Origin of the sequence: Mycobacterium sp. D16Q16 (assembly GCF_002013745.1) — a bacterium.
Classification (GTDB): Bacteria; Actinomycetota; Actinomycetes; order Mycobacteriales; family Mycobacteriaceae; genus Mycobacterium.
The window spans coordinates 43762-56278 of the sequence record NZ_MAEY01000005.1 but is presented as its reverse complement, the minus strand read 5'-3'; the positions used below and the strand labels follow the sequence as shown (position 1 = coordinate 56278).

Sequence of the window (12517 nt, the reverse complement as noted above, 5' to 3'; positions counted from 1 at the left end):
GTAAACATGACCCATGCACAAGGACGTGTCCTCTTCACCTGAAGGCCCCGCCGGCGAGGCGACGCTCGATGCTGACGCCATCCCGTCGAGCCTGTTGGAGTACCTCAACCACGAGCTGGGGGAGGAGGTCGCTGTCCGCAGGCTCTCCGCCGGACATTCGAATCTGACGTATGTGGTCACGGGAAGTACTGGTGCGCAGTGGATTATGCGGCGCCCGCCGTTTGGGCGGCTGCAGGCCGGTGCACATGATGTGATGCGCGAATACCGGGTGCTCGATGCGCTCAGTGCGGCGCGGGTGCGGGTTCCGCGCGTTACCCTGGCCAGCACCGATGCCGAGATCTTCGGTGCTCCGTTCTATCTGATGGAGCGTCAGGAAGGCGAGGTCATCAGGGACGTCTCGCCCGAATGGTTCGTCGGTTCGGCTCGACGGGAACTGGTGCTCGACCTCGCGGTCGCATTGGCGGAGATTCACAACGCAGATCCGGCGCGGTTGGTGGAGGCCAAGCTGGGGCGTGAATCCGGCTACCTGGCACGACAATTGAAGACGTGGGGCGCGCAGTGGGAGTCCATCAAGGAGTTGCCCACCGGCCGTGACCTGGAAGATCACACGGCTATTACCGAATGGCTCACCCAGAACTACCCGGGAGATCGGCCCGCGGCTGTGGTGCACGGCGATTACAAGCTGGACAACGTGCTGGTCGATGCGGAAACGGCGCGGATCACCGCGGTACTGGACTGGGAAATGGCGACTGTCGGCGATCCACTGGCGGACCTGGGTTACCTGCTGTACATGACCCCGCAGCCCGGGGGCGAGGTCGCCATGGCAGAGCTCACCGGGGCGGTGACCGCGCAGGAGGGTTGCCCCTCGCATGTCGAGATCGCAGAAGCCTATCGCGAGGCGCGAACCGGAGATCAAAGTTATTGGACACCAGAGGATTTGATCTACTACCAGGTTTTGGGTGGATGGAAGCTCGCCACGCTGCTGGAGGTGTCCTATCAACGGCATCTCGCCGGAACCACCGATGACCCCTTCTTCGCGGAGCTGGACGAGGGCGTACCGAGGCTGCTTTCGGTGGCTCGCAGCCTGATACGGACCACTGGTTAGCATCAACAAACAAACTCACCGACGAGAGGATCGCCATGGCCGACGAAGTCCTGATCGAACAGCGTGACCGTGTCCTACTGATCACCATCAACCGTCCGGACGCGCGTAACGCGGTCAACAGGGCCGTCAGCCAGGGGCTCGCCGCCGCCGCGGACCAGCTGGACAGCTCCGATGACCTATCCGTCGCCATCATCACCGGTGCGGGTGGAAATTTCTGCGCGGGAATGGATCTCAAGGCGTTCGTGAGCGGCGAAGCGGTGCTGTCCGAGCGCGGCCTTGGTTTCACCAACGTGCCACCGCGCAAGCCGATCATCGCGGCGGTGGAGGGCTTCGCCCTGGCCGGCGGCACCGAACTCGTACTGTCCTGCGATCTGGTGGTGGCCGGTCGGAGCGCCAAGTTCGGCATCCCCGAGGTCAAACGTGGTCTGGTGGCCGGCGCCGGTGGCCTGTTGCGTCTGCCGAAGCGAATCCCGTACCAGGTAGCCATGGAGTTGGCGCTCACCGGAGATTCGTTCACCGCGGAGGACGCTGCCAGGTACGGATTCATCAACCGGCTCGTCGACGACGGTCAGGCACTGGAGGCCGCGCTGGAGTTGGCTGCCAAGATCACTGCGAATGGGCCCCTAGCCGTCGCGGCCACCAAGCGCATTGTCATCGAGTCGGCGAGCTGGGCACCCGAGGAAGCCTTCGCCAAACAGGGCGAGATCCTCATGCCGATCTTCGTCTCCGAGGATGCCAAGGAGGGCGCGCAGGCGTTCGCCGAGAAGCGTGCACCCGTCTGGAAGGGCAAGTAGCCCTCTCGTATCTGTCGTCTCGACAAGGATCAGTGGCGCTCCCAGTCAATCGGCGTACTGTAGTTAGTTGTGCGAACTTTTCATAGGTAAAACCCCTTGACCTGCAGTTTTAGATGTACGCACACCTGACATACGCGTTTGATGGGAGACACTGCTGTGGCCAGAACCGAAGGTGACACCTGGGACATCGTGACGAGCGTGGGCGCGACCGCGCTCATCGTCTCTGCCATGCGTGCCGTCGAGGCGCGTAAGGCAGAGCCGCTTGCGCGGGACGACTATGCGCAGCACTTTGTGGCCGCGACCAAGACTGAGGCACCGATCTTCTCCGAGCTGCTGGAGGACCCCGCCGTCGCCCAGGAGCCCGATGTGCAGCTGTTCTCGAGCTATCTCGGGGCACGGACGAAGTACTTCGATGACTTCTTTCTGGCCGCCGGGGACGCGGGAGTCCGCCAGGCCGTGATTCTGGCGGCGGGGCTCGATGTTCGTGGATACCGACTGCCCTGGGCAGCTGGCACCACGGTCTACGCGCTTGACCTCCCGAAGGTGCTCGAGTTCAAGACAAAGGTTCTCGACGAGCATGGGGTGCAGGCGACGGCCACTGTCCACGATCTGCACGTCGACCTCCGCGAGGATTGGCCCGCAGCGCTGAGCGCAGCGGGATTCGATCACACGCAGCCCACAGCGTGGCTGGCCGAGGGGCTGCTCCCCTTCTTGCCCGGTGCCGCCCAGGACCTGCTGTTCCAGCGCATTGTCGACCTGTCCGCGCCGGGAAGCCGGGTCGCGGTCGAGGACTTCGGCGCTCCCGGCACCCAGGCGGATCGGATGTCGAACGCGATGGAGCAGGAAGACGGTGCGCTGCAGCGGATCTTCAAGAGCATCGTGGAAGAGGATGCGCCCCCGTCGAGTCTCTGGTTCGGTGATGAGCGTGAGGATCCGGCGCAATGGCTGACCGCGCATGGCTGGACCGTCCAGGCGACGACCGCGGGCGAACTGTTGAAGCGATACAACCGGGCTCCACTGGCCGGTGAGCACGAGCTGACCGATGCCATGGGGCAGAGCAGGTACTTCTCCGCAGTGCTCGGAGCGTAGCCATGGCACGCACCGAGGGAGACACCTGGGACATCGTCACGAGTGTTGGCTACACGGCGCTTGCGGTCGCGGCCGCTCGTGCTCTCGATGCCAACCTGGATCCGCCACTGGCACATGACGAGTACGCCGAGAAGTTCGTCGCCGCGGCTGGCGAGCCGCATCTCGCCGAGGCGGTAGGCACCGGTGATATCAGCGGCTTCGCCGGGGCCAATGCTGGTTGGGTCGGTGTACGGACACGGTTCTTTGACAACTTCTTCGCTGACGCGGCCGGTGCGGGCGTGCGCCAAGTGGTCATTCTGGCCGCCGGATTAGACGCGCGCGCATACCGATTGCCCTGGCCCACGGGGACGACGGTCTTCGAGGTGGATCAGCCACGGGTGCTCGAGTTCAAGGATCAGGTGCTCGGCGGGGTAGATGCGGGTCCTGCCGCTGGCCGGGTGCCGGTAGCGGTAGACCTGCGCGATGATTGGCCGAAGGCATTGGCTGGAGCGCGATTCGACGCCGAACGGCCCACCGCCTGGGCTCTGGAAGGGCTGTTGCCCTACCTGCCCGGTGCGGCGCAGGACGCTCTCTTCGAGAAGTTGCATGAGCTGTCGGCTCCGGGGAGCCGGCTCGCGGCCGAGCTGGGCCCCGGGCCGGGAGAGATTGCGCAGTTTGAGCAGGACATGCCATCGGGTGCTGATTCGCCGGGCCACCCCCGGGTAACTGAACTCTGGTATGACGACCCTCGGCGCGACACCAAGCTGTGGCTTGCCGAAAGAAACTGGGCTGTCACGGAAGTCGACCTTGTCGATGCGGCCGTCGGATATGGGCGCCCGTTCGGCGAGCTACCGCGCTCGTTCGAAACATTGCTTCGCACCAAGTTTTTCACCGCTACCCGGACAAGCTGAAAGGGCGCTATGACAGACGTCGAGGACAAGAATTCGATCCGCAGTGACGGCGACTCGTGGGACATCGTGTCGAGCGTGGGATACACCGCGCTGGGGGTGAGTGCGCAGCGTGCCGTGGAGAGTGAGCGGCCGGACGCGCTGATCGTGGATCCGTTCGCCAAGCATTTCGTGCTCGCGGCGGGCGAACCCCATTTGATCGATACGATTTCCAGACGCGATGCGCCGCAAGCGTCTCCGTTCGAGTATCTGCGTGGCATGGGTATGCGCAGCCGATTCTTCGATGAATTCTTTCTGGACGCCGCCGCCTCGGGTATTCGGCAGGCGGTGATCCTTGCCGCGGGGCTGGACGCCCGGGCTCACCGGCTGCCCTGGCCCGCGGGGGTCACTGTGTACGAGCTGGATCAGCCGGAGGTGCTGTCCTTCAAGGATCGGGTGTATGCCGAGCAAGGTGCCGCGCCGACCAGTGATCGCCGGACCGTGGCGGTGGACCTGCGTGATGACTGGCCGACGGCACTCACGGCGGCCGGATTCGATTCCGGCCAGCCGACCGCGTGGTCGGCCGAAGGGCTGCTGCCGTATCTGCCTGCGGCCGCGCAAGAGCTGTTGTTCGAGCGTGTGGTCGAACTGTCGGCTCCCGGCAGCCGTGCCGCCATCGAGGGCCCGACAGGTGTGTTGGGAATGAGTCAATTCGCGAAGGTCGAACAAAAGTATCGATCCGAGAAGGACACCTTCGGCAAGATCGACATCACCGAATTGTTTTACGACGAGGAGAAGACGCCACCCATCGAGTGGTTCTCCACGCGTGGATGGAACACCCACGGGCTGGACATGTTTGCCTTGGCCGACCGATACGGCGTGCAGTATCCGGAGGTGCCCGAGGACATCAAAGAACTTGCCGGTGCGATGCACTACCTGACCTGCACCTTGCCGAGCTGAAAGGACGGTTATGACCAACATCGAGGACAAGGATTGGTCGCGCAGCGAGGGCGACTCCTGGGACATCGTGTCGAGCGTCGGCTTCACGGCGCTGGGTGTGGCCGCGGCACGCGCGATGGAGAACACGCACGCTGATCCCCTGGTGCGCGACGACTACGCGGAGCACTTCGTGCGTGCCGCGGGTGAGCCGCACCTGATTGGGCTCCTGGACAATCCCGATGCGCAGACGCTGAACCCCACCTCCGCGTTTCGGCAGATCGGTCTACGCAGCAAGTTTTTCGACGAGTTCTTTGTGAGCGCAACGAATTCCGGTTGCACGCAGGCGGTGATTCTGGCCGCCGGGCTCGATGTTCGTGCGCATCGGTTACCGTGGCCGGCAGGTACCAAGGTCTTCGAGCTGGACCAGCCACAGGTGCTGGAATTCAAGGACCGGGTACTGGCTGAACGTGGTGCGACGCTTGTGAGTGATCGGCGCGAGGTCGCCGTTGATCTGCGGGATGATTGGCCGGCCGCTCTACTCGCCGCTGGCTTTGACCCAGAGGTCCCCACGGCGTGGTCAGCAGAGGGGTTGATCGTCTATTTGCCCTCTGCCGCACAAGATCTGTTGTTCGAGCGGGTTGTCGCGTTGTCGGCGCCGGGGAGTCAGATCGCCGTGGAAGCCACCCGTGGCAGGCCCAACATCGCCAAGTGGGGCGAGGTCCAGAAGAAGTACGCGGACGATAGTCATCCCATGTCGAAGGTGGACATCAGTTCGTTGTTCTACGACGAAGACCGGGCCGATGTGGCGGAGTGGTTGGCCGCGCGCGGGTGGACGGTGCGGGGCGCGCATGCCCTGGAACTGGCCGCGGCCTACGGAATCGAAGTCCCGGATCTGCCGGAGGATGTCATCGAACTGGTGAAGCAGGGCAACTACCTCACCGCGATTTTGCCCAGGTAGACGGGCTATCCACAGGGTCTGGCTAGGCCCTGCGTTCCGGGCTAACATGCGGAAGGGGCATGTTCAGAGGGGGAGTGGATGAGGATCGACCCGGTGGCGACGGAGAAGTGCGCGTCGCAGCTCGATGCAACTGATGCGCACGTCGAGTTCGCTAAAGGCAAGCTGCGTGCCACGGAGGGCAAGGACCTCGGCGACCTGACCGATGCCATGGATGCTGCGCGAACCCGGGTGTCGGGTGCGCTGGGCACGGTTGCGGCTGTGCAGAAAGAGATTTCGCAGAACATCCGCACGTGCACCAAGGCCCTTGTCGAGATGGATCAGCGCAACGCGGGCAACCTGAGCGATGCCGGAGTCATGTTCCCGGTACTCAACTAGGGCCGGTGCGGGATGACTCTGGGCGACACGCAGAAGCAGCTTGAGCAGGTAATCGCCGACCTTCGACAGATCGGCGAGATCACCATCAGCACGGTCTGGCCTATTGCCAGGAAGGTTGTCAGCGCTGTCCGGAAGGTCATCGCGGTGGCTACCGAGCCTCCTCCACCCGATCCGGCGACCGTGCGTGACGTCGCTGCGCGCTGGCGGGAGATGGCGCCCGCGATGGGGGAATGGCATGCCAACGATGTTCAGCAGGCCCAGAACACAATTCCCGAAACGGTGTGGGGGCGGACACCGGGCGATCCTGGCGGTGAGACAACGGGGGATAAGGCGCGCACGAGCATCGCGAACTTCACGACGCGGTCCACGACGATAGGTCCGGCCGCAACCGGGGTGGCGACCTCCCTGGAGACCTTCGGCGGATCGATGGAAAAGGCCCGCGACCGTTGGCATAACGCGTTCGCGTCGCTGAGGGACGATGTCGACTGGAACAACATCCCCAAGGCGCCGTGGGATGCCATCCCGTATGTCCGAAAGCTTGTGGGCGACGTCATACACGGTGTCGAAGAACTCGCCGGTGCGTATGGCGACGCCGACAAGGCGGTGAACACCGCCAAGGGTGAACTCGGTAAGGCCGTGGACGGCATCACCCTGCCCGACCACACGTCCGTCGCGGCGGGTGCAATCGGTTCGGTGAACAATTGGTCGGGCGTCAAAGGCGATCCAGATGGTCACAAGGACGGAACTGGACTGCGGCCGGGCGTCCAAGAACGTGCAGACGCCAACCTGGCGGCGATGAGTCCCGAGGATCGCGCCAAAGCGCAAGCGATGCTGGACGGCGCGAAGGACGAGGCGCGCCGCAACTGGATCGTCTCGGCGCTCGCGCGGGGAGGCGATATCGAGTCGTTGCAGCGCTTCGCCGATCGATTGAACCTCCCGCCCGAGCAGGGTGGCTTGACCGACAAGCAACTGCAGGAACTCGATCCAACCGAATACGCGAAGAATCACCCGGGTGGCCTCAAACAGCCAGACGGCACTACCTGCGGGTCGAGTTCTTTGGTGACGGCGAAGATGATCAATGACCCGATGTATGCCATGAAGGTGCTGACGGGCTATGACCCACGAACGGGACAGGAGCTGCCGGGTGGCACGGACACCGACGCCGTGACAGCCCGGTTCGGCGAAGAAGCCAAGAAGATGCACGATCTGACGAACAACGCGGTGATTCCTGGATGGGGGACGAACTGGCCGGAATCGATGGGGACTCCGCCTTGGGGTGCTGCCGACGAGATGGGAGCGCCCAACGGGACGGGCGTGCCGGGGAGTAGTTATGACTGGACATTGCACCCCCCGGCGGGAGCTGCGGGTGACTATCGATCGGTGACCGCGGCCGTGCAGGCAGGACAGGTGGTTCCGCTGTTTATCGGGACTGGGCCATACCCAAGCCACGTCATCTTGGTCACCGGCATGGACGGCGATAATCTGCAGATCTACGACTCGGCGGCAGGCAAGGTCTCAACGATTCCCAAAGACAAATTCATCAATGGCAACTTTGACCTGACGTGGTCCGGTGGGTGGAACGTGTGGGGCTCGGTGACGCCCAAATGAGGTACCTGAAGTGTGTTTCGTTAATAGCGCTGATATTCGTGACGGCCGCTTCGTGTCCGCGTGATCCCGGGAAGTACGACGCGAACAGTACGGATAGTGCCCGTTCGGAGCGTCTGGCTTCGGACCCGTGGTTGGCGCCGGCCGAGGTGGCACACGGAGGCTTTCGGGGAATCGGGCTCGTCGATCGTGAAGAGGTATCGCGCAAGTACCGCAAGGGAGTTGTCAATGACTTCCGCGAGGACGTGATTCGCGAGATACAGACGGCGTTGGCCGATGGCTGGGTGATTACGTACGCCCAATGCGGACCTATTCATCCGCGTGCACTCCCCAATCCCGATATGGGACGCCAATCTGAATCGATGGTGGCCTTCGTGGATCTCCAGAAATCCGCTGACGATCTTGATCACAGCGCCTTCGCTGAACTCACCGCATACGCATACAAGCAACAGCGAGATGGTAGCGGCCCCAATGAAGTTGGCGTACGGATCGTGGCGTACCCGCCGTATCACTCGGACAACGGATGGCCCCGGTTGCCTGTCGTCAGATACGAGGACACGTGTATGGCCAGTCCGGATGCGCCGACTGCCGGAACGTGGAGCACACCAGCTTTCCCCGATGGACTAGTCGCGGGTCTGTCTCGTAGCCAGCCGCTGAACGAGAAGGGTGAACCTGACAAAACAGCGCAGTGAGCCAGGCCGCGCCTCGGGGGCGCAGTGACACACTGGAGTGTGTGAGCCAAACCCCGGAGAACACCAAGTACGTCGAGCCCGGTGAGTTCAAGCGGGACACCAACTACATCGAGACGCGGATCACCGCGGATGGCCGCGACGGCTACCCGGTAGAACCGGGTCGATACAGACTTGTCGCGGCACGTGCCTGTCCCTGGGCCAACCGGACTTTGATCGTTCGCAGACTTCTCGGGCTGGAAAATGTCTTGTCACTTGGGCTTTGCGGCCCTACGCACGACAAGCGCAGTTGGACCTTCGATCTTGACCCGGGTGGGGTAGACCCCGTCCTGGGCATCCACTTCCTGCGTGATGCCTACCTCAAGCGATTCCCGGACTATCCGCGCGGCATTACCGTGCCCGCGGTCGTGGAGGAGTCCACGGGGGAGGTCGTCACCAACGACTACGCGCAGATGACGTTGGACTTCTCCACCGAGTGGGTTGACTACCACCGCCCCGGTGCCCCGCAGCTGTATCCCGAGGCGCTGCGCACCGAAATCAACGAGGTGAATCGTCGCGTCTACACCGAGGTCAACAACGGCGTGTACCGCTGCGGCTTCGCCGGAGGCCAGGAGGCGTACGACACCGCCTACGATCGGCTGTTCACGGCGCTGGATTGGTTATCGGAAAGGCTTGCCGGGCAACGGTATCTGGTAGGTGACACCATCACCGAGGCGGATGTGCGGCTGTTCACCACGTTGGTCCGGTTCGATCCGGTGTACCACGGACACTTCAAGTGCAATCGCGAGAAGCTGACCGAGATGCCGGTGTTGTGGGCTTACGCGCGGGATCTGTATCAGACCCCGGGGTTTGGTGACACGGTCGACTTCGGGCAGATCAAGGAGCATTACTACGTGGTGCACACCGATATCAACCCCACGCGCATCGTCCCGAAGGGGCCGGATTTGCGCGACTGGCTTACCGCGCATGGACGCGAGACACTGGGTGGTAGACCCTTCGGAGATGGCACCCCACCGGGTGCGCCTAAAGAGTCGGAACGCGTGCCACATTAGGGTCATTGCCCTGGTTAACGACCTTTGCAGGATTTACAAAAACGGAAGACTTGTTAACAAGCATGCCTTTCCTTAGTATCCGTCGGCATGCTGCACCACAGGGTGAAGGGCGAGTAGATGACCGATCAACCAGTCACTATCGGAGTTGTCCGAGAGTCGGGTGAGGACGAGCGCCGCGTCGCGCTGGTGCCCAAGGCGATCGCCGGCTTGATTGGCAAGGGTGTGAACGTCGTCATAGAAAGCGGCGCCGGAGAGCGCGCATTGCTGCCCGACGAGCTGTACGCCGAAGCCGGTGCCACGGTGGGCGATGCGTGGTCTGCCGACATCGTGGTGAAGGTCGCGCCGCCCTCGGCTGCTGAGGTCGCCCGCCTTCGTGAGGGACAGACCCTCATCGGCTTCCTGGCGCCCCGCAATGCCGAGAACAGCATTGGTGCGCTGCAGAGTGCTGGCGTGCAAGCCTTTGCGGTGGAAGCGATTCCGCGCATCTCACGTGCGCAGTCGATGGACGCGCTGTCCTCGCAGGCCAATGTGTCGGGCTACAAGGCGGTGCTGGTGGCCGCGTCCGAGTCCACCCGGTTCTTCCCGATGCTCACCACCGCCGCTGGGACCGTGAAGCCCGCGCTGGTGCTGGTGCTCGGTGTCGGTGTGGCCGGTCTGCAGGCCCTGGCGACGGCCAAGCGGCTCGGTGCCCGCACCACGGGTTATGACGTGCGTCCCGAGGTCGCCGATCAGGTGCGCTCTGTGGGCGCTCAGTGGCTCGATCTGGGCATCGATGCGGCCGGTGAAGGCGGATACGCCCGTGAGCTCACCGAAGACGAGCGCGCACAGCAGCAGAAGGCGCTCGAAGACGCCATCAAGGGATTCGACATCGTCATCACCACGGCGCTCGTTCCTGGCCGTCCGGCGCCGCGCCTGGTGACGGCCGCCGCGGTCGAAGGCATGAAGCCCGGCTCGGTCGTCGTCGACCTCGCGGGTGAGACTGGCGGCAACTGCGAGCTGACCGAGCCCGGCCAGACCGTCGTCAAGCATGACGTCACGATCGCTTCTCCGCTCAACCTCCCGGCGACGATGCCCGAGCACTCGAGCGAGCTGTACTCGAAGAACATCACCACCCTGCTGGACCTGCTCATCACAGACGGCGCACTCGCACCGGACTTCGACGACGAGATCGTCGCGGCCTCCTGCGTGACCCGTGCAAGAGAGGACGCGTAGCTCATGTATGACCAGCTATTGGCCAACCTCGCGATCCTGGTTCTGGCCGGGTTCGTCGGGTTCGCCGTGATCTCCAAGGTGCCCAACACCTTGCACACCCCGTTGATGTCCGGCACCAACGCCATCCACGGCATCGTGGTCCTCGGTGCGCTGATCGTGCTGGGCGACCTGCCCGCCGACGCGCATTGGGGCGTGCGGATCATCGCGTTCGTCGCGCTGATCTTCGGCACGCTGAACGTGATCGGCGGCTTCCTGGTGACCGACCGCATGCTCGGAATGTTCAAGGGCCGCAAGGCAGCCCCTAAGCCGGAGGCGGCTGACAAATGAACTACCTCGTCACCGTTCTCTACATTGTCGCGTTCGCGCTCTTCATCCTCGGCCTGTCGGGTCTGACCGGACCGAAGACCGCGGTTCGCGGCAACTGGATCGCGGCCACCGGTATGGCCATCGCCGTTGTCGCGACCCTGATCAAGGTGCGTGACACCGCTCCGATCAACTGGATACTCATCGCCGTCGGCCTGTTGGTTGGTGTGGTCCTCGGCGTCCCGCCGGCCAAGAAGACCAAGATGACGGCGATGCCGCAGCTGGTCGCGCTGTTCAACGGTGTCGGTGGTGGCACCGTTGCCTTGATCGCGTGGGCGGAATTCATTGAGACCCACGGGTTCAAGACATTCCGCGCCGATCAGCATCCGACCGTCGCGCTGGTGATCGGCTCGCTGTTCGCCGCGGTCATCGGTTCGGTGTCGTTCTGGGGCTCGCTGGTGGCGTTCCTCAAGCTGCAGGAGTCGATTCCGAAGAAAATCGAGAAGCGACTTGTCTCCTCGGCCAAGATCTTCCAGGCCGCCAACATCGTGCTGTTGATCGGTGCCGTCGCCGCGGCGGTGTGGATCGGTCTGAACGCAGGTGTGGGCACCCCGGCCTGGGCGATCGTGCTGGTCTTGGTGCTGGCCGGTGTCATGGGCCTGTTCGTGGTGTTCCCGATCGGCGGTGCCGATATGCCAGTGGTCATCTCACTGCTCAATGCACTGACTGGATTGTCCGCTGCGGCAGCCGGTTTGGCGCTGAACAACACCGCGATGATCGTGGCGGGCATGATCGTGGGTGCCTCGGGTTCGATCCTGACCAACCTGATGGCCGTCGCGATGAACCGGTCCATCCCGGCGATCGTGTTCGGATCCTTCGGCGGCGACTCCGCCGCAGCGGCAGGCCCCGGCGGCGAGCAGGGCACGGTCAAGGCCACCAGTGCTGCCGATGCCGCGATCCAGATGGCGTACGCCAACCAGGTGATCGTGGTCCCCGGCTACGGTCTTGCCGTCGCGCAGGCCCAGCACGCGGTCAAGGAGATGGCCAGCCTGCTGGAAGCCAAGGGTGTCGAGGTCAAGTACGCCATCCATCCGGTGGCGGGCCGCATGCCCGGGCACATGAACGTCCTGCTTGCCGAGGCCGACGTCGAGTACGACGCCATGAAGGAAATGGACGATATCAACGGCGAGTTCAGCCGCACCGATGTCGCCATCGTGATCGGCGCCAATGACGTCACCAACCCGGCGGCACGCAATGATCCGTCGAGCCCGATCCACGGCATGCCGATTCTGAACGTGGATGAGGCCCGTTCGGTCATCGTGCTCAAGCGCTCGATGTCCTCCGGATACGCGGGTATCGAGAACCCGCTGTTCTTCGGCGACAAGACCTCGATGCTGTTCGGTGATGCCAAGAAGTCGGTGTCCGAGGTTACTGAGGAACTGAAGGCGCTGTAGCCCAGCCTCTTTGCGATCGAGTGGGAATCTCGCGCGGATATCCGCGCGAGATTCCCACTTGGCGTTTCGGCGTAGG

The 12517-nt window shown here is 63.5% G+C and carries 13 protein-coding genes; all 13 read left to right on the top strand.

From position 1 onward, the window contains the following. Positions 1-13 precede the first annotated feature (13 nt). The 13 genes from B4394_RS07620 to B4394_RS07560 all read left to right on the top strand — a co-directional run bounded on the left by B4394_RS07620 (position 14) and on the right by B4394_RS07560 (position 12441). Positions 14-1105 (top strand): phosphotransferase family protein, encoded by a 1092-nt coding sequence (locus tag B4394_RS07620; protein ID WP_078314655.1) that lies wholly within the window; start codon positions 14-16, stop codon positions 1103-1105. Positions 1106-1140: 35 nt separating this feature from the next. Continuing rightward, entirely contained in the window at positions 1141-1899 is a 759-nt protein-coding gene (locus B4394_RS07615) for a crotonase/enoyl-CoA hydratase family protein (RefSeq protein ID WP_064409925.1), read from the top strand. Positions 1900-2055: 156 nt separating this feature from the next. Then, entirely contained in the window at positions 2056-2988 is a 933-nt protein-coding gene (locus B4394_RS07610; protein ID WP_078314756.1) for a class I SAM-dependent methyltransferase, read from the top strand. Positions 2989-2990: 2 nt separating this feature from the next. Next, positions 2991-3878, top strand: coding sequence for an SAM-dependent methyltransferase (locus tag B4394_RS07605; RefSeq protein WP_078314654.1), 888 nt, complete (start codon positions 2991-2993; stop codon positions 3876-3878). Positions 3879-3887: 9 nt separating this feature from the next. After that, entirely contained in the window at positions 3888-4814 is a 927-nt protein-coding gene (locus tag B4394_RS07600; protein WP_078314653.1) for a class I SAM-dependent methyltransferase, read from the top strand. A 10-nt stretch (positions 4815-4824) separates the two neighbouring features. Next, positions 4825-5751, top strand: a complete 927-nt coding sequence (locus B4394_RS07595; RefSeq protein ID WP_078314652.1) for a class I SAM-dependent methyltransferase — start codon at positions 4825-4827, stop codon at positions 5749-5751. Positions 5752-5829: 78 nt separating this feature from the next. Further along, entirely contained in the window at positions 5830-6126 is a 297-nt protein-coding gene (locus B4394_RS07590) for a hypothetical protein (RefSeq protein ID WP_078314651.1), read from the top strand. A 12-nt stretch (positions 6127-6138) separates the two neighbouring features. After that, entirely contained in the window at positions 6139-7734 is a 1596-nt protein-coding gene (locus B4394_RS07585; protein ID WP_286141982.1) for a hypothetical protein, read from the top strand. 38 nt (positions 7735-7772) lie between these two features. Then, positions 7773-8423 (top strand): hypothetical protein, encoded by a 651-nt coding sequence (locus B4394_RS07580; RefSeq protein ID WP_078314650.1) that lies wholly within the window; start codon positions 7773-7775, stop codon positions 8421-8423. Between the two features lie 41 nt (positions 8424-8464). Further along, positions 8465-9472, top strand: coding sequence for a glutathione S-transferase family protein (locus tag B4394_RS07575; RefSeq protein ID WP_078314755.1), 1008 nt, complete (start codon positions 8465-8467; stop codon positions 9470-9472). A 117-nt stretch (positions 9473-9589) separates the two neighbouring features. Then, positions 9590-10684 carry a Re/Si-specific NAD(P)(+) transhydrogenase subunit alpha gene (locus B4394_RS07570; RefSeq protein ID WP_078314649.1) on the top strand — a complete coding sequence of 365 codons (1095 nt, stop codon included), beginning with the start codon at positions 9590-9592 and terminating at the stop codon, positions 10682-10684. Between the two features lie 3 nt (positions 10685-10687). After that, positions 10688-11011 carry an NAD(P) transhydrogenase subunit alpha part 2 gene (locus tag B4394_RS07565; protein WP_078294109.1) on the top strand — a complete coding sequence of 108 codons (324 nt, stop codon included), beginning with the start codon at positions 10688-10690 and terminating at the stop codon, positions 11009-11011. Beyond that, a complete protein-coding gene (locus B4394_RS07560) occupies positions 11008-12441 on the top strand; it encodes an NAD(P)(+) transhydrogenase (Re/Si-specific) subunit beta (RefSeq protein WP_078314648.1) in 1434 nt (477 codons plus the stop codon). Before B4394_RS07565 ends, B4394_RS07560 begins: the two co-directional genes overlap by 4 nt. Positions 12442-12517: the final 76 nt, after the last annotated feature.